Genomic DNA, 23,372 nt, shown 5'->3' with positions numbered 1-23,372 from the left:
CTTATAGAAAGCAAAGATTTGCACCGTCCGCCCGCGGTCTCCATCACCGTCAACGGCAAACCAACTCTTGCCCATCCGGGTGAAAGCCTTGCGGCAGCACTGATGGCAAGCGGACACAGCGGCTTTCGCCGCACGCAAAGTGGTGTGCTTAGGGCGCCTTACTGCAATATGGGCGTGTGCTTCGACTGTCTGGTAACGGTCGATGGCCAGAGCGGGCAGCGTAGCTGCCTCATCCCCGTGCGGGCTGATATGGTCGTGGAGTTGGAAAATGTCTGAGCTTCAAACCGTTGATCTCGCGATTGTCGGCGCTGGCCCGGCGGGTCTTGCGGCGGCACTCGCAGCCAGTGAGCAGGGTCTGAGTGTCGTTGTGATCGATGAGCAACCGGAGATAGGCGGCCAGATATTTCGCCAGCCGCCCCGCAGTTTTAAAGCCGCTCCCAGCAGCGCCTTTCGCAGCTATCCCTTTGGCACGAAGCTTCTAGAGCAAGCGCGCGGCGATTCCCGAATCCGCTTTCAATTGGGAACGACGGCGTGGGGCGTGTTCGAGCCTCGCGACGGCGGAAGGGGTGTCGAGCTTGGTCTGTCATCGCAGGACGGTGGGGTGATGTTGCACAGCAAGGCTTTGCTGATCGCCACTGGTGCCCATGACATGCCGGTGGCCTTTCCCGGCTGGACACTTCCCGGTGTCATGGCGGCAGGGGGCGTTCAGACTTTGCTCAAAAGTCAGCACGTTCTGTCCGCAAAGCGCTATGTTCTGGCAGGATCGCATCCGCTGATTTTCGTACTCGCCGAACAGCTTTTGAAAGCCGGGGCGGAGATTGCGGAAGTGGCGATTGCGCGCCCATTCCCAGGGCTTAGTGAAATGCTCCGCGCCACCCCCGCGCTGCCCGGTCAGGGTCGCGTGGTAGCTGATCTCATGCGCAGTCTGTTGGCTTTGCGCCGCCATAAAGTTCCGCTCTCTTTCTCCACTAGCATCCGCCGTGCGGAGGGAGCGGAAGAGGGTGTAGATCGGGTGGTTCTGCAAAGCGTCGATGGGGATGGAAAGCTTGAAAATGGCACCGAGCGCACTGTCGACGGCATCGATGGTGTGGCGATCGGCTACGGCCTGCTCGCTAGCACCGAACTTGCCCGCCAGGCAGGCTGCGCCGTGCATTGGGCGCCAGATCGCGGCGGCTGGGTGGTCGGCCATGATGACGACATGCAAACGTCCCGAACCGATATTTATGTGGCGGGCGAGCCAGCCGGGATTGGCGGTGCCAGACGCGCGTTTCTTCAGGGTAAGCTCGCAGGTTTGACGATAGCTGCTGCGGTCAAAGGCAACGATCCGGCGTCAAAGGCTATACGGGACGCCAAATCGGCAGTTTCCAGAACGGACACATTTGCGGCCACCATGGCGCAAAGTTTCGCGCCGAACCTACCACTCCTGGCATCTTTGGCGGATGACGAGACTATATTGTGCCGCTGCGAGGAGGTGGCATCGAAAGAGGTCGATGCATTCCTGAAACAGTCGCCCTTCGTGACATCGGTCAATGCGGTCAAACTCGGATGCCGCACGGGAATGGGACCGTGCCAAGGCCGCTACTGCCAATTGTCCGTTGCGATGAGGGTGGCGGACCGATGCAATCTTCCCGTCGAGTCAGCCGGTCAATTCACCGCGCAGGCACCGATACGGCCTGTGCCATTGAAGCATCTGGCCAAGCTGGGATTGGATTAAGCCCGATTAAATGTCGTCTCTTTCGTCGCCGGAAAGGTGATTGCGGGCAGATTGCTTGACCTGACCGACATGGGTCAGCAGGCCGGAAATGACGATGGGATCGACGTCACCCATCATGTCCTCAAGCCAACTACCATGCGCCTCTGCCATCGCTTGAAAGGTCGTGCGGCCTTTCTCGGTTAGGCAGGCGACGATGACGCGGCGGTCATCCGCCGGTCTTTCGCGGACCACGAGGCCGTCTATCTCCAGCCTCTCTACCAAGCCGGTAATGTTGCCATTCGTCACCATAGTGCGTTTGGAAAGCTCGCCAAGGCGCAGGCCCTCGGGCTCGCGATAGAGCTGCGAGAGCAGGTCGAATTGCGGTAGCGTTGCCCCGAATTCGCGGCGCAAACGGCGGCGGATTTCCTGGGAGATTAGCTTGGTGGTGGACAGCAGGCGCAGCCAGAGGCGAAGCTCCTGCTTCTTGCCCTCCTGCGTCTCGTTCATGATAATTTCGAGATCAATCGCTGACATCAACCTGTCCCTTGCACGCCACCACGTCCCGAACATCATCCATTGCGATCACTTCGATATGTTTGAACGTTCGAAGAACAAGGCCAATATCAGCACGTAGGAAAATTGGCCAGTATAAAGCTGTAACAACGGTATCGTCTGTTTGCTCGTAGCGTCGTCGGATGGGCTGAGAGGGCTCGCGACGTTAAATAATTTAAGCTTCAACAAAATTCTTGCGCAATCGATTTTTTGCTCATACGCTTCCTTCTATCATTCGCATCCGCCTGTGGCAGCACCGATAACGTGTTCGAACAGCGCGATAAAAAGGGGAACATGAATGACAGACACCTCCGCAATTCCTGCACTGGCAGCTGGCCTGCTGACAGGCTCCATCAAGGTCGTGGATTTGAGCGCGCCGCTGGGACCCGACACGCCCGTGCTTTATCTACCGCCGCAATTCGGCAAGAACACGCCGAATGTTAAGGTTCACACCATTTCCGCCTACGATCAGGACGGACCGTTCTGGGCATGGAACTGGCTGGAACTGGGCGAGCATACCGGCACGCACTTCGACGCGCCAAGCCACTGGATCACCGGCAAGGACAACCCGTCTAACACCACAGATACCATCGCGCCACAGAACTTCGTAGCGCCTGTGAACGTGATCGACCGCTCGAAGGAATCGGCTGAAAACCCGGATTATCTGCTGACCGTTGACAGCATCAAGGAGTGGGAAGCCGAGCACGGCGAGATCGAGGCAGGCACATGGGTGCTGCTGCGCACCGATTGGTACAAGCGTAATGGCTCCACGGAAACCTTCCTGAACGCCGATGAAAACGGTCCTCATTCTCCCGGCCCGACGGCAGAAGCGATCGAATATCTTCTGTCGAAAGGCATCATCGGCTGGGGCCAGGAAACAATCGGCACGGATGCTGGCTCTGCTGGTGGCATGACCCCGCCGTTCCCAGCGCACAACCTGATGCACAAGGCCAACAAATATGGTCTGGCCAGCCTGTGCCATCTGGATCAGCTGCCGCCTAAGGGCGCTATTCTGATCGCTGCACCGCTCAAACTCGTAAAAGGCACGGGCTCACCTGTGCGCGCTCTTGCTCTGATCGTCTGAGGCGATACAAAGCCAATGGTCCTGTCGTGTGGGCAAGGCCATTGGCGCCACGTTTCCACAGAAGCGAGTTCGATCCGCTTCTGTGAAGACCAGAGACGCCTGTCGCGAAGGCTGCCTCCTGGAATGATGTAAGGACGACAAGTATGGAAAACGGATTTTCCGGCGCGGTTCTCGAAAACCCCGGTAAGCAGGAGAGCCGGATTCCAAGCCTTGGCGAAATCGGCCTGAACAATTTCGCGCCCTATATCATGAACCGGATCATGGCCCGGTGGAATGCCAATCTTTCGGACGATCTCAAAGTCCGGGACATCACCACAGTCAAAATGCGGGCGCTTGCCGTTCTCAACGTCTCAACGTCCTTGACCATCAATGAACTGTCCATTTTCACTGTGACCGAACAGTCGACGATGAGCCGAACCGTCGATGCGCTGGAAGAGCAAGGCCTTATCAAGCGCATGCCGAGGCCGGATGATATGCGCGTCAGGGACGTGACGATCACCGACGAAGGCAGGGCGATGTTCGAAGATGTCTGGCCGATCATGTATGATGATCTGCGCCGCATGTTCAAAGACATCGACGACGACGAATATCGCGTCTTCCTAGGAACGCTCCACAAAATTCTCAAGAATATACGCAGACACGATATTTGATGGATTGGGGTTGCCGGGCGCGTGTGTTTTCTCTCGCCGGTCAACTAACGCTTTCGCGTCATCAAGGGCATGACTTTGCGGTTGCGAATGCCACTGCTATCATTTTGTCTGGGGCAGCACATATTCCGGCTCAAGATAACGGGTGAGAAGGACAATGGTCTCTTCCGTCAGGCGCGTTCGATCCTGCGCCGGTAACGTGCAGGCGTGAACGATCAGGGCATGAGCAGCTTCCACGACGATTGTGGCGTGCAGGTCCCGATCGGTGCCCGTGTTTGGCATCCGCAATGTCAGGAGATGGGATATGACGGCCTTGGTGTGATCGAGAAGGCTTGCACTTTTGCCAGCGCTACTGCCGCGCACTGCGCGATAGACATGGTGGAAAGCAGGGTTTGTCTTGTGGAAGACGACGGTAGCGCGAACGATCCACTCGATAGCGTCGCGAAGTGGCCAATCGGCAATGCCCTCGTGCTCCTGCTGACTGATCAGCCCTTCTATTTCCGTCACATATTTTTGTGCCATTGCTTCGACCAACGCCTGCTTGTTGGGGAAGAACTTGTAGAGCACGCCGACGGAGGTGTTTGCGCGCGCCGCAATCGCATTCGTCGTCGCATTATCGACGCCCACTTCCGTAATCACGTCCGCTGCCGCATCCAGCAATTGCTGTACGCGTCGTCGTCCCCGTTCCTGAACGGGTATACGCCTTACGCCAGAGGCTAGAGCTTCGGCATCAGCAACAGTTGATTTCAACGACATCGTCAGCCTTTCCGCAATGGCGGTCTTTCGCAGGGCAATACCAAATATCACTCGTTGACGTTAGGCATTACTGGGAATAAAACTAAAAAAGTAGAGTTATTGCTCTCCTTTTTAAAAAGGTGAGCAAACTCGTTGGAGGAGGACGTTTTTTTGAAAAATTTGAACGGGAAGACGGTTCTGATTACCGGCGGCGCATCCGGCATCGGGCGGCTGATGGGAAGACGATTTCTCGATCAGGGTGCAACGCATCTGGTAATCTGGGACATTCAAGAGCAGGCATTGCACGGAACGGTAGCGGCGTTTAGCGCGGAAGGCTTCCGTGTGTCTGGATACACAGTTGATCTGGTCGATCCTGCCCGCATCGAGGCCGCCGCGGACGAAGTGAGGGCAGCCGGTATTGCGGTCGACATTGTGGTCAATAATGCGGGTGTGATTGTCGGAAAAACCTTTGTCGAGCATAGCTCGAAAGATATATCGCTGACGATGGATGTGAACACACTGGCACCGATCTATGTCGCAAAGGAATTCCTGCCCGGCATGATCGCTCGCGGCAGTGGCCATATCGTCAACATAGCCTCGGCAGCGGGCTTCGTGCCCAATCCCAAGATGTCGGTGTATTGTGCCAGCAAATGGGCAATGATTGGCTGGTCCGACTCATTGCGCGTCGAAATGAAGAGGGCCAAAACCGGCGTCGGCGTAACAACGGTGACACCCTATTACATCGACACTGGCATGTTCGCTGGCGTGCGCTCTCCCTTCATCCCCATTCTCAAAGCGGAGTATGTCGCAGACCGCGTGATCGCAGCCATCAAATCCGATCGCATCTTTTTACGTCTGCCATGGATTATCAATCTGGTGCCACTCCTGCGGGGCATTTTGCCCTTGCGCTGGTTTGACAAGATCGGTGGTGAATGGCTGCGTATATATCATACGATGGATAATTTCCGCGGGCGTAAATAACCCTCGCGGCGGCTGATGTGCCGATTGCGCGTGAGGATCTCAAACCTTTTCACGTCACTCTTGAGCGTATCCGATATTTCGGATTGTCCCAGAGCCGCTCGTTGATGACCTTTGCCATGATCTCGATGGCGTTGACCACGTCATCTTCTCCAACGAACAGAGGGCAGAACCCGAAACGCATGATATCAGGTGCGCGGAAGTCGCCGATCACGCCGTGATCGATAAGGGCTTGGATTGCTTCGTAGCCATGCTCGAACCGGAACGACACTTGCGATGCGCGCAGTTCGCTCTGCCTCGGAGACGCAAGTTTGAGGTCCGGGCACCGCGCTTCTACACCCTCAATGAACATTTCGGTCAACTTGACGGAGACGTGCCTCACATCGCTCATCTCCACGCCGTCCCAGAGATCGAGGGCTTGGTCGAGAATCGATAGCTGCACGATGGCGGGCGTTCCGACGCGCAGCCTTTCCGTCGACATGGCTGGCCGATAGGAAAGCTCCATCGCGAAGGGTGCGTCATGCCCCATCCATCCGGCCAGTGCGGGTTTGACGTCGTTGATGATGTCGGGCCGGACATAGATGAAGGCTGGCGAGCCGGGGCCGCCATTGAGATATTTATAGGTACAGCCAACAGCAAATTCGGCGCCGCAACCCGCCAAATCCACCGGCACGGCTCCGGCGCTGTGGGCCAAATCCCAGATTACCACGGCACCTGCGTCCTGCGCCTTGCGAGTCAGCGCCGCCATGTCGTGCATGCGTCCGGTTCGGTAATCGACCTGTGTGAGGATCACGACGGCGACCGTTTCATCAATGTGCTGGCTGACCTCATCGGGTGCGGGCGTGAGCAGGCGGTAATCACCGCCAATCGTCTCGATCAGTCCGCCGATCATGTAGAGATCAGAGGGGAAATTCCCGCTGTCGGAGAGGATGACCTTGCGGTCGGGGCGCATTTTAAGAGCGGCGGCGACAGCCTGATAGACCTTGATGGACAGTGTATCTCCCGTCGCAACCGAACCTGCCGGTGCGCCGATCAATCGGGCGATCTTGTCTCCCACGCGCTGCGGAAGGGAAATCCACCCGGCGCTGTTCCAGGCGCGGATGAGTTCTACGCCCCACTCCTGCTTGATCGTTCTGGTGGCGCTTTCCACGGCATTGGCAGGCAACGGGCCAAGGGAGTTGCCATCGAGATAGATGATGCCCTCTGGCAGATCGAAACGTTCTTTTCGCAAAACTGTTTTCAGTGTCATCACAAGTCTCCACGCAGATGCCAAAGCTCTGGAAATAATTCGACGCTCAACATTTTTCTAAGATACTCGACGCCAGCGGTTCCACCCGTGCCGCGCTTGAAGCCAATCACCCGTTCCACTGTCGTGACATGGTTGAAACGCCATCGGCGAAAATAATCTTCGATATCGACAAGCTTTTCGCCGAGCTCATAGAGCGCCCAGTATTTGTCGATATTCTCGTAGACGATTTTCCAGCGCGCCTGCACCTCGGGAATTTTTGCGTGAGGCGAATGGAGCTGAGGCGGCGGGACATGCTCTTCGGAGCCATCCACCACACGAAAGAGATAGGTGATGACTTCATCGTAAAAGCTGGGGCGGTCCAACTCATCCACCAGCATCTGGTGAATTTCCGGGCGGTGCTCGTGCGGCTTTAGCAAATGTGGATTTCTGTTGCCGAGCACATACTCGATCATGCGGTTCTGATAGGATTGAAACCCGGAGGAAGGGCCGAGCGCATCGCGAAATCGCGTGTAGTCGGCAGGTGTCATGGTCCGCAAAACATCCCATGCATTGTTCAACTGTTCGAAAATGCGCGACACGCGGGCGAGCATCTTGAACATGCCGGATGTATCGCCCGCCTTCAAGGCGTTACGGGCTGCATTCAACTCGTGAATCACAAGCTTCATCCACAACTCGCTGGTCTGATGCTGTATGATGAACAACATCTCGTCATGCGCCTGGCTTAGCGGCTGCTGCTGGTTGAGAATTCCATCGAGATGAAGGTAATCGCCATAGGACATTGCCCCCTTGAACGACATTTTCGCACCCTCGGTGCCTGGATCATAAATAGTCTCAGCCATAATATTCGTTACCTTTCAAAAATATCGCCGGGCCGAACGGGTCGACACATCTTACCGCGCCATGTTGGCCACGAGGTCGCTGAACCTTTCCCCCTGAATGCCGACATGAGCGCGTAGCAGGCGGCGGGCCTCTTCGCCATCGCCCGTAAAAATCGCATCGATAATAGCGCAGTGCTCCTGAAATGACGTCGAAAGACGGTTGCGGACGCGCAATTGCAGACGCCGATACGGGCGAAGCCGCCGGTGCAGTTGCAGGCATTGCTCCTGCAGGAATTCGCTTTGGCTGGCGATGTAGATGGCTTTGTGAAATTCCTCATTGTCGTAATAATAGGCGTCGCTGTCTTCGGCAGAGGCCGATTGTTCGCAACGGCTATGGGCTGTTTTAATCGCTTCGCGTGAACCGGCATCCAGCCGTCTTGCGGCAAGAGAGCCCGCCAGCCCCTCCATTTCGGCCATGACCTCGAACATTTCATAGACGCGGTGAGGGCCCGGATCGATGACGACTGCACCGCGCCGGGGCCGGATTTCGATGAGGCCGATCGCATCCAGTTGCATCAGTGCTTCGCGTACGGGGGTTCTTGAAACACCAAAACGTGTGGCCAAAACGGTTTCGTCAAGCCGCTCACCCGGTGCGAACTCATTGGAAAGTATCGAGTTTTCGATCTCATCCCGCAGCCACCGGCCAACGTTTTCTGACATGTGCTTCAGCTCCAGAAATACAATTAGGTAAATCTTGTATACAAGATGCTTGACAGAGTGCACAAGTCTTGAGAGCTTACATGCTACCGGCAACGGCGGCGTGTGGGAAGACGCCGTGAGAGCTTTTATCAGGGAGGACTGATATGTCTGAGACTTCGTTTTTTACGGACATGCTCCAGAGCATCACCGACCGCGGTCGCAAACTGCTGTTTTCCGGCTCCCGGGTTGCAGATGTCGCTGCCAATGCAGACACAGAAACGCTGTGCGAAATGTTGCTGTCGAGCCGTGGTGAGGCATCCGGCATGGCGCTGGCCGCTGAGATTCTGGACCGGTGGAGCAGGCTCGACACCGATGGCGCACGTCAGTTTTTCGTTCTGCTGTCGGAGAAATTCGGTCCCGATACGGCCAAGCTCGAGCAGGCCATCGAAACCTATCGTAAGGAACAAAGCTCTGCTGCGGTGATCGGGCTTCATCAGGCGGCAGAACCACGACGGCAGGAATTGCTGCGTCGCCTCAATCAGGCCCCGAGCGGCACGGCCCGTCTGGTTCGGATGCGGGAAAAACTGTTGCGACTGAAAGAGAAGGAAAAGGGTTTTCAGGCGCTGGACGCCGACTTCACGCACCTTTTCAGCTCATGGTTCAACCGTGGATTCCTGTCGCTGAGGCCAATAGAATGGTCGACACAGGCCAATATTCTGGAAAAGATCATCGCTTACGAGGCGGTGCACGAGATCGCCGGATGGGAAGAGCTTCGCCGCAGGCTGGCGCCATCCGACAGACGTTGCTTTGCGTTCTTCCATCCCCGCCTTGCCGACGAACCCCTCGTTTTCGTTGAGGTTGCGTTGACGCGTGCGGTCCCGGCCAACATTCACGACGTGCTGGATGAAACCCGCGAGCAGATCGCAGCCGACGAGGCAACGACGGCCGTCTTCTACTCCATCTCCAACTGTCAGGATGGCCTGCGCGGTATTTCCTTCGGTAATTTTCTGATCAAGCAGGTCGTCGATGACCTGAAGAAAGAGCTACCGGGTCTGACCAACTTCGTCACCCTGTCGCCCGTGCCCGGTTTTGCGCGCTGGCTTTCCGCCATCCGTACCGCAGAAAACGATCCCGCCCTGTCGAGCGAGGAGCGCGCGACGCTGTCGGCGATGGATAAGTCTTCCTGGAGCGATGATGCTGAGGTTGTTGCCAAGATCGAGCGCATTATTCTCCCGATGGCCGCGCATTACTTTCTCACCGCGAAAACAGCAGATGGTCGTCCAATCGATCCCGTGGCGCGCTTCCATCTTGGCAACGGCGCACGTCTTGAAAGACTTAACTTCCTTGGCGACCGTTCGCCAAAGGCGATGAAGCAGGCGCATGGTCTGATGGTCAATTATCTTTACAAGCTGGATGATATCGTGGCCAACCATGAAGCGCTCGCGCAACGGGGCGAGGTGGCTGCATCACCTGTTGTGAGGACATTGTTGAAGCAGCGCGGCGATCTCAAGACAGCAGCAAATGCCGGCGGCTTTCAAAGCAGGCCGCGAAAATCATAAAGACAAGATAGTGAGGGAGGGACCAATGACTAACCACCTTTTCGACGCCATAAAAGCGTCCGCGCGTAACGACGCGCCGTTCATTTTGTTGAACGGCGGGCGTTCATGGACCTATGGCGACGTGTTCGATCTATCCGGGCAGATCGCAAATACGATCGACCGGCTCGGCATAAGCCCCGGCGACAGAGTAGCCGTCCAGGTCGAGAAGAGCGCCGAAGCTCTGATACTCTATCTCGCCTGCGTACGCAGCGGCGCTGTCTATCTGCCGCTCAACACCGCTTACACGCTTGCCGAGTTGGACTATTTCATCGGAGATGCACAGCCAAGGCTCGTGGTGGTGTCTTCTTCCTCGCGCGACAGCGTGGAGACGATCGCCAAACCGCATGGTGCGAAGGTTGAAACGCTCGATGCAAACGGCACCGGCTCGCTCATGGATCTGGCGAAAGAACAGCCGATCGACTTCGTCGATGCCGCTCGCGCGCCTGATGATCTCGCCGCTATTCTTTACACCTCGGGCACGACGGGACGCTCGAAAGGCGCCATGCTCACGCATGACAATCTTCTGTCCAATGCACTGACGCTTCGCGATGTCTGGCAAGTGTCCGCTCAGGACCGCCTGATCCACGCGTTGCCGATTTTCCACACCCATGGCCTGTTCGTCGCGACGAATGTGACGCTTCTGTCTGGCGCTTCGATGATTTTGCTGCCGAAGTTCGACCCGGAGGAAGTTCTGTCGCTAATGCCGCAGGCAACACTCCTGATGGGCGTACCGACATTCTATGTGCGCCTGCTGCAAAGCCCGCGTCTCGACCAGAATGCGGTCGCCTCCATGCGCCTTTTCATCTCCGGCTCGGCGCCATTGCTTAGCGAAACGCATGTGGACTTCAAGGCCAAGACCGGTCACGCCATTCTCGAGCGTTACGGCATGACCGAAACAAACATGAACACATCCAACCCTTACGATGGCGACAGAATTGCCGGTACCGTCGGACGGCCTCTGCCGGGCGTGACGGTCAGGATCACCGATCCCGTGTCAGGTGAAATGCTGCCGGAAAATGAGACCGGCATGATCGAGATCAAGGGCCCGAATGTTTTCAAGGGCTACTGGCGTATGCCTGAAAAGACCGCTGCCGAATTTACCGCAGATGGCTTCTTCATCAGCGGAGATCTCGGCAAGATCGACAGTGACGGATATGTTCACATCGTCGGTCGCGGCAAGGATCTGGTGATCTCAGGCGGCTACAACATCTATCCAAAAGAGGTCGAGAGCGAGATCGATCAAATCGAGGGCGTCGTGGAAAGCGCGGTCATCGGTGTACCGCATCCCGACTTCGGTGAAGGCGTTACGGCCATTGTCGTGAAAAAGCCGGGTGCTGCGCTGGACGAAACGCAGATCATTGGTGCGCTGGCTGACAGACTTGCCCGCTACAAGCAGCCGAAACGGATCATCTTCGCCGATGACCTGCCACGGAACACGATGGGCAAGGTCCAGAAAAACGTTCTGCGTCAGCAATTTGCGCAGCTTTACGCTGCAACGTGAATAGGGCCGCGTGTGGGGAGAACACGCGCGTCCGCATCACCACTGAAAGAGCCACCACAGCATCCGCTCAAAAACTGGAAACGGTTTTCGCAAAGCGAAATGCGTCAATTCGGAAGATCGAAGCGTCCGTCGCGCATCCTCATGGACGCATGACGCTTCAAGGCGCGGGAGGCGCCGGAGGGAGAGGGAGACCATGGGTATTGAATTGCTGTCCATAGGGCTGCTCATTGCGATGTTCATCATCGCGACGATACAGCCGATCAACATGGGTGCACTGGCATTTGCAGGCGCCTTTGTGCTGGGTACGATCGTCATCGGAATGAAGACCAACGACATTTTCGCTGGTTTCCCGAGTGACTTGTTTTTGACACTCGTTGCCGTGACCTATCTGTTCGGTATCGCGCAGATCAACGGCACGATCGACTGGCTGGTCGAAGGTGCGGTGCGCGTGGTGCGCGGGCGTATCGGTCTGATTCCCTGGGTGATGTTTCTGGTCGCGGCCATCATCACCGGTTTCGGGGCTCTGGGGCCAGCTGCTGTCGCCATTCTTGCGCCAGTCGCGCTGAGTTTTGCCGTCCAGTACCGTATCCACCCGGTCATGATGGGCCTGATGGTCATCCACGGCGCCCAGGCAGGCGGATTTTCGCCAATCAGCATCTATGGTGGCATTACCAACCAGATCGTCGCGAAGGCGGGATTGCCTTTCGCTCCAACGTCGCTGTTTCTGTCCAGCTTCTTTTTCAATCTGGCAATCGCGGTACTGGTGTTCTTCGTTTTCGGCGGTGCAAAGATTGCACGGCAGATATCGGCATCATCCGGCCCTCTGCCTGACCTCCACCCGGAAGGCGTGGCCGAATCGATTCGGGGACACGGCGGTACGCCTGCGGGTCCGATCAAGCAGCATGGTTATGGAACGGCTGGCGACACCACCTCCACCATCACGTTGAATAATGAGAGGATCGTTACTTTGATCGGTCTGACGCTGCTGGGTGTCGGTGCACTGGTCTTCAAATTCAACGTCGGCCTTGTGGCAATCACGGTTGCGGTCGTCCTTGCATTGTTGTCACCCAAAACCCAGAAGGCAGCGATCGACAAGGTCAGCTGGTCAACCGTGTTGTTGATCGCGGGTATCATCACCTATGTCGGCGTGATGGAAAAAGCAGGCACCGTCGATTACGTGGCCCATGGCATTTCCAGTCTGGGGATGCCCATGCTGGTCGCATTGCTGCTGTGCTTCACGGGTGCCATTGTTTCGGCTTTCGCCTCTTCTACGGCACTGCTCGGGGCCATCATTCCGCTCGCCGTTCCCTTCCTTTTGCAGGGGCATGTCAGCGCGGTCGGCGTCGTCGCTGCAATCGCCATCTCCACGACGATTGTCGATACAAGCCCGTTTTCCACCAATGGTGCGCTGGTTGTCGCCAACGCGCCGGATGAAAGCAGACAGCAGGTCCTCCGGCAATTGCTGATCTATAGCGCGCTGATCGCGATCATCGGCCCCATCGTTGCGTGGCTGGTTTTCGTGGTGCCGGGTGTGATCTGACGATTGGATTTCATCGACAACATCAAACAGGGCGGCGTCCATGGATGCCGCCCTGTTTATATTGTGGGGCCAGTATCTCATATCCAGATCGGTAGGTGTTCTACATCCCCTTCAAGGGAACGGCACGCTTGATGTCTGATAAGGACGGACCGCGAACGGTGCGGTAACGGGCCGCCACGAGATTGTAGATGCCGAAAGCGGCGAGGCCCACTGCGACGATGAGATAAACGGCGGAGCCGAATGGAAGCTGGCGAAGCCATTGTAACGCATCAGACATGCTGCCCGCCTGTTCTGGATCGACCTTAAACCCGGCATAGGCAAACAGAATTCCCGTTACCGCAAACACGATGCCGCGTGCCACGAGGCCGTAAACGCAGATCCAGGCAACGATGCCGTGCTCGTCTGGTACTTTGATGTATTTTTCAAACTTGCGCAAAATGCCTTTGGCGGCGGTTACGCAGCCACCGATGATGAAGCCGGTACCAACAGCGATTGCCAGATAAGACCCGAACGGCTGTGACATGATCCACTGCGCCATCCCCTGCTCGCCCGAACCTTCGCTGCCACCGCCTGAAAGCATGGCATGGCCGGTGGCGTATGTCGCCAGACCAAAATAGGTGAAGGCACTGCCAAGGAGGGCAGCCCTGATGACGATAGCCTTTCCGCCGGTGCCATGGCCGTCACTGTCGGCCAGAGCTTGCGCCAGTCGCCACGCGACGAAGCCGAACAGGCCAAGCCCGATCATGCCGACCCATATCCGACCAAAGGGCTGTTCAAGAAGAGAAGAGATCGCCGACTTGGAATCGGCCTCCCCATTGGCGACGCCTGAGAAGACAGCAAGTGCGGCAACGAGCAGAAAGACCACCCCTCTGGCGGCATAGCCGAACTTTGCCAGGAGTTCGAAGCGTAGATTAAGGGGCATAGATGTGTCCTGCTGTCATGTTTCGATGAACAGACAACGCGTAACTATCGCGAAAGTTTATGCGCGATCGCTTTAATAGTCCGACTTTTCCACCGCTCTGCTTGCTGCTGAGCCTATGCCATCCACATCTGACGCCTATTGAATGTCCAGAAGGCGCTCGAGATAACGGCGTTCCGTTTCGCCGGGCGGGTTGTTGCCGAGCTTTTCTCTGATGGCCTCGAGAATTTCGCGCGCCCGCTGGACGTCGATTTCGTCCGGTACTCTCACCTGATTATCGCCGAAGTCGGGTCCGTTGTTTTCACGCGGGCGTCCAAGCGGGTCGCGCCCGTTCTGACCGCCTTGACCCATCATGCCCTCTTGACCCGGTTGCTGGCCGGGCTGGCGCATCGCCTGCATGATCTGGCCCATCATATCCTGAGCGCCTTGGCGAAGTGCGTTCAGTGCATTGCCTTGGCCCTGAACCGCCTGCTCGCCCTGGCTGTCGCCCAGTGCCTCGCCTGCGCCCTTCATTTCCTGCTCGGCCTTGCCGAAGTTCTGGCCGGGCTCCATTCCAAGGTCGCGAAGGCCTTTTTGCAGTTCACCGAGTTGCTTTCCAAGACCGTCCTGCTGCTCGCGCAGCTTTTTCAACGCATCGCGCAACTGCTCAGCCGTCATCTGGTCGGTCGGGTTCTGGCCATTTTGACCCTGCTGCGGATTTTGCTGGACTGGCGGTTCGCCGTTTTCGCCCATTTGCGGATCGCCGCCCTCCTGGCCGGGCTGTGGGTCACCGCGTTGCATCCGGTCGCGAAGCGCCTGATCGAGCTTGAAGGTCTCATCCATCAGCTTTTGCTGCTGCTGCATGATCTCACCCAGCTTATCGATCTGCTGGCGCAACTGGCTGTTTTGCTGCTGTTGTTGACCCTGCTGTCCGCGCTGTGGGCGACCCGCCTGCAAGTTGTTCATCATCCGCTGCAATTGCGAGAGCATTTCCTGTGCGGCATCGCGATTACCAGACCGGGCGAGATTTTCTATCTGGTTCATCATGTTTTCCAGATCGCGCTGACGCAGCACATTCTGCGCCTGCTGGTTCATATTAGCCTGCGGTGCGTTCTGCATGCGTTGGGCAAGTTCCTTCATGAACTCGTTCATCGCCTCGCGTAGCTCCTGCATCAGCTTGGCAACCTCTTCATCCGGTGCCTTGCGTTCCAGCGCATCGGACAATGCGGACTGCGCGTCACGCAACTTCCGCTCAGCCTGCGAAAGATCGCCGTCTTCAATTCCCAGCGCAATTTCCCAAAGATAGTCGGCGGTGTTCTTCAGCATTTCCTCATTGTAGGCCAGCTTCATGCGCGTTCTGGCAGATTGCAGCAGCAGGTAATGCGTGGTGTTCGGTATCGTCTCATCCGGGCGCATGCCGACCGCCTCATTATAGGCAATCGCCTTCGGCATCTGTCGCGTATCGAGCGAGAAAATCTGCCTTTGCTCAACGATGGATGCGGCGAGGGGCTCGGAAAAATTGCGCCCGGGTAACGTCATGACCTGCGAGGGACTGCGCCCAGTTTGTCCTGCACCATCGGTGGCAACTAATGTGATACGAACCTTTTTGCCCGCCATCGGGTGTTCGGTCAGGTTGCGGCTGGTCACACCCTTCATGTCGCGCGGGTTCTGGCGCGGCAGGTCAAGTTTGAACTCGGGCGGTGGATACAGTGGTGTCGCATCGCTTGCCACGCCAACGGGCTCGATGATCGCGTGCGCTTCCCGCACACCGTAATCGTCCTTCGCAGTAAAGCCGATTTCCAGCGAACCATTGACAGCGCGGCGGGGAAGCTTATCGAAGGCAATGGTGGGCGCGCGGTCCGGGATGACGTTGAACTGCCATTCCTGACCATTGGCCTCAATCGTTCCGCTTTCCTTAATGTCCATGGAGAACGTTCTCGGGGCACGAGGCACATTGGTCTCGTTGGCGGTACTGGCCGGTGAGGCGGTACTTTTCTGTTCGCCTGCCTCCGGTGCCAGCTTTTGCAACTGGCCCGCCTCTTGCGGCTCGAACGTCACCTCTTCATCGCCATCGCCACCCGTCATGCGGATGGTCAGTTTCGAGGATTGCGGCAGAGAAACCGTGTCAGTGGCCGCAGCATTATTTCCGGTCAGAAAAATCGGCGCACGCCCCGTATAGGACGGCGGCGTGACCCAGGCGTCTAGCCGGATGTCAGGATTGTCTGGGCCACCCGATGGAGCGTTGCGGAAAGCATCTGCGATATTGCCTGCGCCATTGGAAAAGGAAAAACCGAAAGCGGCAACAAGAATGAGCGCGGGAATGGCACGCAGGGCCATACGGTCATGGCGGGCGATGTCTGGTCTGGGAAGACCGGCATCCAGTCCTGCGATGCGCTCGGCCATGCGAAGCTGATGCTCTTTCCATAGGGCGCGCGCAAACGGTGTCTCGAACGCGGGCTCATCTTCCTGAACGCCAACCGGTTGGTGCGCCAGACCGTTTCGGGCCTCAAGCAGACGAGAGGCCTCGTCCTTGGTCGGCCATTTGATGTGCGCGATGGGGAGCAGCGAGGTGATGAATGCGAAGATCAGGACGAAGACAATGGCGATGCGTAGAACATCCGGCATCTGCCGGTACAGCCCGAACCAGGCCAGCGCTACAAACACAGCAGCAAGCGACAGCGGAAGCAGTGTTTTCGGCGCGATGCGCTCGGCAAAAAGCACTTGTTTTGCGAAGAAGCGCTTGGCCGCCACGCGGCGTGCAAGCTCCGGTCTGCCTTCGAAAGCGCCTTTTCCGCCCTGTCTGGATGTGGTCATCAATCCGCTCTCCCGGTTCTGGCCACCCGATTTCGCCATTCCGGGGAACAACGACTGAACTCAATGCAACGTAACAACGATACCATTCTTTATGGCGAAGACGAGGGCGGCTGGGTTCCAGCGTCCATTTTTCAGCGCATTTCGCTCAATCGTGATCGTTGACCGCGTCAATCCAGCCAGGCGGGCACCGAATCCAGCGCGATCAGCTCTTCATACGTACCGCGCGGACGGATGGTGTGGAATTCGTCACCCTTCACCAACACTTCCGGTACCAGCAGGCGCGAGTTGTAAGTGCCTGCCTGTACCGCACCGTAGGCACCCGCAGAGCTGACGGCGATCAGATCGCCCGGCTGGGGTGCCGCCATCTCGCGGTCGAGTGCCAGATAGTCGCCGGTTTCGCAGACCGGGCCGACGACATCGGCTTTGATGCGTGGCGTATCTGCGGCAGGCTGCACCACCGGGCGAATGCCGTGATAGGCCTCATAAAGAGTTGGGCGAATGAGATCGTTCATCGCACCGTCGACGATGACGAAGGTCTTATCGCCTCCATCTTTGACATAGATGACTTCGGTAACCAGAATGCCGGCATTGCCGACGATCAGTCGGCCCGGCTCGGTGATGATCTTGCAGTTGAGGCTCTGCAACTCGTTCTTGACAATGTAGGCGTAGGCATCCGGCAGAGGCGGCGGGTTGTTGTCTTCCTTGTAGGGAATGCCAAGGCCGCCACCGATATCGACATGGTTGATCGTGTGGCCATCGCCGCGTAGTGCTTCCACCAGTTCACGTAGCAACCGGAATGCGTCTTCGAAAGGCTGGAGTTCGGTGATCTGGCTGCCGATATGCATATCGATACCGCTGACCTGAATACCAGGCAGCGTCGCCGCATGCGCATAGACACCGCGCGCGCGTTCATAGGCGATGCCGAACTTGTTTTCCTTCTTGCCGGTCGAGATCTTGGCATGGGTGCCCGCATCCACATCCGGGTTGATGCGGAAGGAGACATGCGCACGCTTGCCAGCCTTGATGGCGCGCAGGTTCAGAATCTCCAACTCCGGCTCGGACTCAATGTTGAAACAGTAAATGCCTGCTTCCAGTGCGAAATCCATCTCGGCCACCGTTTTGCCGACGCCGGAGAACATGATGCGGCTTGCGGGAACACCCGCTGCCAGCGCACGCCGCAACTCGCCGCCCGATACAACATCGATGCCCGCACCGAGCTTTGCCAGCGTCTTGAGTACGGACTGATTGGAATTGGCCTTCATGGCATAGCAAACCATGGAATCGACATCGCTGAAGGCTTCGGCAAACACTCTGTAGTGCCGTTCCAGCGTCGCCGTGGAATAGACGTAGAAGGGTGTGCCGACTGCCTTGGCAATTTCAGACACGGGGACGTTTTCAGCGTGAAGCACGCCGTCGATATAGTGGAAATGGTTCACGATGGCAGACCTTACAGGAGCTTGTCGAGAATGAATGGCCGCTCTGGCGTTGTTTCCACTTTGCCATCCGTCGAGCGAAGGTTGCGCTCTTCCTTCGGCGTGCTTGGCTTGTCGATGTCGCCTTTGCGGCCGCAGCCAGAAAGCGCGAGGCCGACGGCAAGCGTCAGGCCGACTGGAACGATGAAACTACGCAGGGTTTTTAAAAGCATGGGCCTGTCCAAAGGAAATCTCTTCATTCCTGATAACGAAAAACAGGGCGCTTGTGCACCCTGTTTCTTTTGATGCTGGCCTAACGCCAGATTGATCAGTTCTTTGTGCGCCACCAGGCAATCTGCTTGCGCACTTCAGAGGGCGCCGTGCCGCCAAAGCTTGTGCGGCTGGCAACAGATGCCTCCACCGAAAGCACATCGAAAATGCCAGCGGTGATCGCCGGATTGATCGACTGCAATTCTTCCAGAGACAGATCGCCCAGATCGCAGCCTTTCTTTTCAGCAAGTGCCACGGCATGGCCGGTTGCGTGATGGGCATCGCGAAAGGGAAGGCCTGCCTCTCGCACCAGCCAGTCTGCCAGATCGGTTGCCGTGGAATAGCCAGAGCCTGCGGCGTCGCGCATCTTATCGACGCGCACCTCGAGGTCGCGGATCATCCCGGTCATTGCCGCAATTGCCAATTCCAGGCTCTCGGCGGAATCAAAAACCTGTTCCTTGTCTTCCTGCATATCCTTGGAATAGGCGAGCGGCAGGCCCTTCATGATGGTCAAAAGGGCAATCAGCGAGCCGTTGATGCGGCCGGTCTTGGCACGTACCAGTTCGGCGGCATCCGGGTTTTTCTTCTGCGGCATGATGGAAGAGCCGGTCGAGAACGCATCGGACAGCCGGATAAAGCCGAACTGCGGCGTCGACCAGATGACGATTTCTTCGGCAAGGCGTGAAAGATGCGTGGCGCAGATGGAGGCGATGGACAGGAATTCCAGCGCAAAATCGCGATCGGAGACCGTGTCGATGGAGTTGCGGGTCGGCTCGCGGAAGCCCAGCGCATTGGCCGTCATGTGGCGGTCGATGGGGTAGCCGGTTCCCGCGAGGGCCGCGGCGCCAATCGGGCTTTCATCCATGTGCTCGATGGCGTGGCGAACGCGCGCGCGGTCGCGCCCGAACATCTCCACATAGGCCATGCAGTGATGACCGAAGGTCACCGGCTGAGCGGTCTGGAGATGGGTGAAGCCCGGCATGACGGTGTCGGCATGTTCCTGGGCGCGGTCGAGAAAGGCCGCGATCAGGGCCGTCAGCATGCCCTCGGTTTTCTGAAGCTCTTCCTTGACCCAAAGACGGAAATCGAGTGCCACCTGATCGTTGCGCGACCGGGCAGTGTGCAGACGTCCAGCGGCGGGACCGATGAGGTCGGCAAGACGCGCCTCAATGTTCATGTGGATGTCTTCGAGCTTGCGCGAAAACTGGAACGTCCCGGCTTCTATCTCTGACAGGATCGTGTTCAGGCCGTGAATGATCTTGTCTTTATCTTCGTCGGAAATAATGGCTTTTGCCGCCAGCATGGTGGCATGCGCTATTGAGCCGCGGATGTCCTGCGCATAAAGCTTCTTGTCGAAGCCGATAGAGGCATTTATCTCTTCCATGATAGCTGAAGGACCGGAAGCGAAACGTCCGCCCCACATCTGGTTGGAGGATTTTTGTTCGATGCCGTCAGCCATTCTTCGCCTGCCCTGGAGTATTATATGACAGAAAAAACGCCTTTCAGGCTTCCTTCCGCCAGACTTGTTGCAATTGCCGCTATCGCCGGTGTCGTCTGCGGTGCGGGTGTGGTGGCGTTCAGGCTTATTGGGTCTGAGGGTCAGGTTCAAGGGGCAGCAGTGGCGCAAGCGGGTTTATGTGAGGGTGCCGCCAAGCGCATAGCCTCGTTGAAGCCGCTTCTGAAGGGGCAGGTCGCCGCCATGTCGGCCAATGAACGCCCTCGTGTCGTGCCGCTGTCGTTCAAGGGACCTGATGGTGCCGCCATGACCGAGGCCGATCTCAAGGGCAAGGCGGTTCTTCTCAACCTGTGGGCCACATGGTGCGTGCCCTGCCGCGAGGAAATGCCCGCGCTGAACGCGCTGGAGAAGGAGAAAGGCGGGGATGGATTCGAGGTCGTCACCGTCAATATCGATACCGGTGATGACGAGAAGCCCAAAACCTTCATGAGCGAATACGGCATCGATTCGCTCAAGCTCTACCGGGACAGCACGATGGGCGTGTTCAACGCCTTGAAAAAGGAAGGCCTCGCCTTCGGGCTTCCGGCAACCCTTCTCATCGATGACAAAGGCTGCCTTCTGGCATCCATGAACGGACCTGCCGCATGGGACGGCCCTGATGCCAAGTTGCTGATCGATACGGCCAAGGCGGCGCCGTAACGCCGTGTGACATTACCGCGTGGGAACGGGAGTTTCGCCGCGATAATCGTAAAAGCCGCGACCGGATTTGCGGCCAAGCCATCCCGCTTCGACATATTTGACCAGCAGCGGGCAGGGGCGATACTTGCTGTCTGCCAGGCCATCATGCAGCACTTGCATGATCGACAGACACGTGTCGAGGCCGATGAAGTCGGCCAGTTGCAAGGGTCCCATCGGGTGGTTCGCGCCCAGTTTCATGGCGGTATCGATGGCTTCGACGGAGCCGACACCTTCGTATAGCGTGTAGATCGCTTCATTGATCATTGGCAGCAGAATACGGTTGACGATAAAGGCCGGGAAGTCTTCGGCAACGGTGATGGCCTTATCCAGCGAACGCACGAAATTCTTGGCGGTCTCGAAAGTCTGTTCGCCGGTGGCAATGCCGCGCACCAGTTCCACCAGCTTCATCACCGGCACCGGGTTCATGAAGTGGATGCCCATGAACTGCTCGGGACGGTCGGTTGCCGATGCAAGGCGGGTGATGGAGAGCGAGGATGTATTGGTTGCAAGAAGCGCCTCAGGCTTCAGCACCGGGCAGATCTGCGCGTAAATCTTGCGCTTGGTTTCTTCGTGCTCCGTCGCTGCTTCTATCACCAGATCCATGGCTGCAAGGTCGTTGACGTCGGATGAGCCGCCGATGCGCGACAGCGCGGCCTTGCGGTCGTCATCGCCCATTTTGCCGTTGCTGACCTGACGCGCCAGATTGCCATTGATCGTCGCCAGTCCAGCCTCGATACGATCCTTGGCCAGATCATAGATGTGGACCTTGTAACCCGCCAGTGCAGAAACATGTGCAATGCCACAGCCCATCTGACCGGCGCCAATAATACCGACGTTCTTGATTGGGGCGGTCATGATGTCTCTCCTGTGGGAATGTGCGCGTCGCACGTGCGCGGATGTTACGCATATTGCAAAAAAACAAAAGCGGCGCGTTGGAAAAACGCGCCGCTTTTGGAATTGATTGGATCAGAGTGCTTTTTCGAGCTCAGGCAGGGCGTCGAACAGATCAGCTACGAGGCCGTAATCGGCAACCTGGAAGATCGGAGCTTCCTCATCCTTGTTGATGGCGACGATGACTTTCGAGTCCTTCATGCCTGCAAGGTGCTGGATGGCCCCGGAGATACCGGCAGCGATATAGAGCTGTGGTGCCACGACCTTGCCCGTCTGGCCAACCTGCCAGTCGTTCGGTGCGTAGCCTGCATCGACGGCAGCGCGCGATGCGCCAACGGCAGCGCCCAGCTTGTCTGCTACGGGAAGAAGGACTTCCTTGAACTTTTCCGAAGAACCGAGCGCCCGGCCACCGGAGATGATGATCTTGGCCGATGTGAGTTCCGGGCGATCGGATGATGCGAGCGCGTCCGATACGAAGGAGGATACACCGGGGTTTTCAGCCGTTGCCACGGCTTCGACCGAAGCCGAACCGCCAGCCTCTGCGGGTGCAAAGGTGGAGGTGCGAACGGTGATGACTTTTTTCGCGTCGCTTGCCTGAACAGTCTGGATGGCGTTACCGGCATAGATCGGGCGCTTGAACGTGTCTGCGGAGATGACTTCGATGATTTCGGAAATCTGCGCGACATCCAGAAGAGCCGCCACGCGCGGCAACACGTTCTTGGCGGATGCGGTCGCAGGCGCGATGATCACGTCATAGGATGCGCCGAGCGACACGATAAGCGCGGCCAGTGGTTCCGCAAGCTGGTTTGCATAGGATGCATCGTCAGCCAACAACACCTTGGAAACGCCGGAGAGCTTTGCCGCTTCGTCAGCGACGGCCTTTGCGCCAGAGCCCGCGACGAGAACGGTGACATCGCCACCGATCTGTGTCGCCGCCGTCAGCGTCTTTGCCGTCTGGTCGGAGAGGGTTGCGTTGTCGTGTTCTGCCAGAAGAAGAATGGCCATGGTAAAATCTCCCTATCCGTATTCTTAAAGAACGCCGTCGGCTTTAAGCTTCGATACCAATTCGGCAACCGAACCGACCTTGACACCAGCCTCGCGGCCTGCCGGTTCCTCGGTCTTCAAAACCTTGAGGCGTGGCGTGATATCGACGCCGAAATCGGTGGGCGTCTTCTTGTCGAGCGGCTTTTTCTTGGCCTTCATGATGTTGGGCAAAGACGCATAACGCGGCTCGTTCAAACGAAGGTCCGTCGTCACGACGGCTGGAAGCTTGAGTTCGACCGTCTGCAGACCGCCATCGACTTCGCGCGTCACGGCAACCTTGCCATCCGATGGCTCGACCTTGGAAGCGAATGTGCCCTGACCCCAGCCCAGAAGCGCTGCCAGCATCTGGCCGGTCTGGTTGCTGTCGTCATCGATGGCCTGCTTGCCGACGATAACAAGGCCCGGCGCTTCTGCGTCGACCACGCCCTTCAAAAGCTTGGCGACGGCCAGCGGCTCCACGGCCTCATCGGTTTCGATCAGGACGGCCCGGTCGGCACCCATGGCCAGCGCCGTGCGCAGCGTTTCCTCAGCCTTGGCAGGACCGATTGAAACGACCACGACTTCCTCTGCCTTGCCTGCTTCTTTGAGGCGCAGTGCTTCTTCGACCGAGATTTCGTCGAACGGGTTCATCGACATCTTGACGTTGGCAAGTTCAACGCCCGAGCCATCCGCTTTTACGCGGATTTTGACGTTGTAATCCACCACACGTTTTACTGGGACGAGAATCTTCATCGATAACCTTCCTTCGACACCTG

General features: G+C 57.5%; 22 protein-coding genes. 9 read left to right on the top strand and 13 right to left on the bottom strand.

Going from position 1 to position 23,372, the window contains the following annotated elements; translation table 11 throughout:
- The first annotated feature begins 18 nt into the window (after window positions 1-18).
- Both HRR99_RS18975 and HRR99_RS18970 read left to right on the top strand, forming a co-directional pair.
- Complete coding sequence (locus HRR99_RS18975; RefSeq protein WP_233124387.1) at window positions 19-276, top strand: (2Fe-2S)-binding protein; 258 nt, start codon at window positions 19-21, stop codon at window positions 274-276.
- Complete coding sequence (locus HRR99_RS18970) at window positions 269-1,714, top strand: FAD/NAD(P)-dependent oxidoreductase (protein WP_233124385.1); 1,446 nt, start codon at window positions 269-271, stop codon at window positions 1,712-1,714. Before HRR99_RS18975 ends, HRR99_RS18970 begins: the two co-directional genes overlap by 8 nt.
- A gap of 6 nt (window positions 1,715-1,720) precedes the next feature.
- Here the strand turns inward: HRR99_RS18970 and HRR99_RS18965 are convergent, their stop codons facing one another.
- Window positions 1,721-2,227: a MarR family winged helix-turn-helix transcriptional regulator gene (locus HRR99_RS18965; protein ID WP_233124383.1), complete on the bottom strand. Its 507-nt coding sequence runs from the start codon at window positions 2,225-2,227 to the stop codon at window positions 1,721-1,723.
- 316 nt (window positions 2,228-2,543) lie between these two features.
- Between HRR99_RS18965 and HRR99_RS18960 the strand changes: the two genes are divergently transcribed.
- Both HRR99_RS18960 and HRR99_RS18955 read left to right on the top strand, forming a co-directional pair.
- Entirely contained in the window at window positions 2,544-3,329 is a 786-nt protein-coding gene (locus tag HRR99_RS18960) for a cyclase family protein (RefSeq protein WP_233124382.1), read from the top strand.
- Window positions 3,330-3,472: 143 nt separating this feature from the next.
- Complete coding sequence (locus HRR99_RS18955; RefSeq protein ID WP_111838778.1) at window positions 3,473-3,979, top strand: MarR family winged helix-turn-helix transcriptional regulator; 507 nt, start codon at window positions 3,473-3,475, stop codon at window positions 3,977-3,979.
- 99 nt (window positions 3,980-4,078) lie between these two features.
- On the opposite strand, the gene HRR99_RS18950 is transcribed toward HRR99_RS18955, so the two are convergent.
- On the bottom strand, window positions 4,079-4,732 hold the full coding sequence (locus tag HRR99_RS18950) for a TetR/AcrR family transcriptional regulator (protein ID WP_233124381.1): 654 nt from the start codon (window positions 4,730-4,732) through the stop codon (window positions 4,079-4,081).
- A 150-nt stretch (window positions 4,733-4,882) separates the two neighbouring features.
- Between HRR99_RS18950 and HRR99_RS18945 the strand changes: the two genes are divergently transcribed.
- Window positions 4,883-5,692, top strand: a complete 810-nt coding sequence (locus tag HRR99_RS18945; protein ID WP_233124380.1) for an SDR family oxidoreductase — start codon at window positions 4,883-4,885, stop codon at window positions 5,690-5,692.
- Between the two features lie 49 nt (window positions 5,693-5,741).
- Here HRR99_RS18945 and kynU read toward each other — a convergent pair whose 3' ends face one another.
- From kynU to HRR99_RS18930, 3 genes are read right to left on the bottom strand one after another with little or no spacing between them, the layout of a single operon-like run.
- Window positions 5,742-6,938, bottom strand: a complete 1,197-nt coding sequence (gene kynU / locus HRR99_RS18940; RefSeq protein WP_233124379.1) for a kynureninase — start codon at window positions 6,936-6,938, stop codon at window positions 5,742-5,744.
- Complete coding sequence (locus HRR99_RS18935) at window positions 6,938-7,777, bottom strand: tryptophan 2,3-dioxygenase (RefSeq protein ID WP_233124378.1); 840 nt, start codon at window positions 7,775-7,777, stop codon at window positions 6,938-6,940. Before HRR99_RS18935 ends, kynU begins: the two co-directional genes overlap by 1 nt.
- A 51-nt stretch (window positions 7,778-7,828) precedes the next feature.
- Window positions 7,829-8,476: a GntR family transcriptional regulator gene (locus HRR99_RS18930; RefSeq protein WP_233124377.1), complete on the bottom strand. Its 648-nt coding sequence runs from the start codon at window positions 8,474-8,476 to the stop codon at window positions 7,829-7,831.
- A 143-nt stretch (window positions 8,477-8,619) separates the two neighbouring features.
- Between HRR99_RS18930 and HRR99_RS18925 the strand changes: the two genes are divergently transcribed.
- From HRR99_RS18925 to HRR99_RS18915, 3 genes are all read left to right on the top strand, one after another.
- Window positions 8,620-10,014 carry a malonyl-CoA decarboxylase gene (locus HRR99_RS18925; RefSeq protein ID WP_233124376.1) on the top strand — a complete coding sequence of 465 codons (1,395 nt, stop codon included), beginning with the start codon at window positions 8,620-8,622 and terminating at the stop codon, window positions 10,012-10,014.
- A gap of 25 nt (window positions 10,015-10,039) precedes the next feature.
- Window positions 10,040-11,554, top strand: coding sequence for a malonate--CoA ligase (locus HRR99_RS18920; RefSeq protein WP_233124375.1), 1,515 nt, complete (start codon window positions 10,040-10,042; stop codon window positions 11,552-11,554).
- 193 nt (window positions 11,555-11,747) lie between these two features.
- Window positions 11,748-13,094, top strand: coding sequence for an SLC13 family permease (locus HRR99_RS18915; protein ID WP_233124374.1), 1,347 nt, complete (start codon window positions 11,748-11,750; stop codon window positions 13,092-13,094).
- Window positions 13,095-13,194: 100 nt separating this feature from the next.
- Here HRR99_RS18915 and HRR99_RS18910 read toward each other — a convergent pair whose 3' ends face one another.
- From HRR99_RS18910 to argH, 5 genes are all read right to left on the bottom strand, one after another.
- A complete protein-coding gene (locus HRR99_RS18910; protein ID WP_233124372.1) occupies window positions 13,195-14,016 on the bottom strand; it encodes a DUF1206 domain-containing protein in 822 nt (273 codons plus the stop codon).
- Window positions 14,017-14,151: 135 nt separating this feature from the next.
- Window positions 14,152-16,806 (bottom strand): TIGR02302 family protein, encoded by a 2,655-nt coding sequence (locus HRR99_RS18905; protein ID WP_233124371.1) that lies wholly within the window; start codon window positions 16,804-16,806, stop codon window positions 14,152-14,154.
- 167 nt (window positions 16,807-16,973) lie between these two features.
- Window positions 16,974-18,242, bottom strand: a complete 1,269-nt coding sequence (gene lysA / locus HRR99_RS18900) for a diaminopimelate decarboxylase (RefSeq protein ID WP_233124369.1) — start codon at window positions 18,240-18,242, stop codon at window positions 16,974-16,976.
- Between the two features lie 11 nt (window positions 18,243-18,253).
- A complete protein-coding gene (gene lptM / locus HRR99_RS18895) occupies window positions 18,254-18,451 on the bottom strand; it encodes an LPS translocon maturation chaperone LptM (protein WP_233124367.1) in 198 nt (65 codons plus the stop codon).
- Window positions 18,452-18,546: 95 nt separating this feature from the next.
- Complete coding sequence (argH, locus tag HRR99_RS18890) at window positions 18,547-19,947, bottom strand: argininosuccinate lyase (protein WP_233124366.1); 1,401 nt, start codon at window positions 19,945-19,947, stop codon at window positions 18,547-18,549.
- A gap of 24 nt (window positions 19,948-19,971) precedes the next feature.
- Here argH and tlpA point away from each other — a divergent pair, with 24 nt between their 5' ends.
- Window positions 19,972-20,643: a thiol:disulfide interchange protein TlpA gene (gene tlpA, locus HRR99_RS18885; protein WP_233124364.1), complete on the top strand. Its 672-nt coding sequence runs from the start codon at window positions 19,972-19,974 to the stop codon at window positions 20,641-20,643.
- A 12-nt stretch (window positions 20,644-20,655) separates the two neighbouring features.
- Here the strand turns inward: tlpA and HRR99_RS18880 are convergent, their stop codons facing one another.
- From HRR99_RS18880 to HRR99_RS18870, 3 genes are all read right to left on the bottom strand, one after another.
- Window positions 20,656-21,537, bottom strand: coding sequence for a 3-hydroxybutyryl-CoA dehydrogenase (locus HRR99_RS18880; protein ID WP_233124362.1), 882 nt, complete (start codon window positions 21,535-21,537; stop codon window positions 20,656-20,658).
- Between the two features lie 111 nt (window positions 21,538-21,648).
- Complete coding sequence (locus HRR99_RS18875) at window positions 21,649-22,578, bottom strand: electron transfer flavoprotein subunit alpha/FixB family protein (RefSeq protein ID WP_233124361.1); 930 nt, start codon at window positions 22,576-22,578, stop codon at window positions 21,649-21,651.
- A gap of 24 nt (window positions 22,579-22,602) precedes the next feature.
- Complete coding sequence (locus HRR99_RS18870; RefSeq protein WP_233124359.1) at window positions 22,603-23,349, bottom strand: electron transfer flavoprotein subunit beta/FixA family protein; 747 nt, start codon at window positions 23,347-23,349, stop codon at window positions 22,603-22,605.
- Window positions 23,350-23,372: the final 23 nt, after the last annotated feature.

The organism is Agrobacterium vaccinii, assembly GCF_021310995.1.
Lineage (GTDB): Bacteria > Pseudomonadota > Alphaproteobacteria > Rhizobiales > Rhizobiaceae > Agrobacterium > Agrobacterium vaccinii.
Note: the sequence above shows the minus strand (reverse complement) of the source record. Positions and strands in the feature narration are given on the sequence as shown.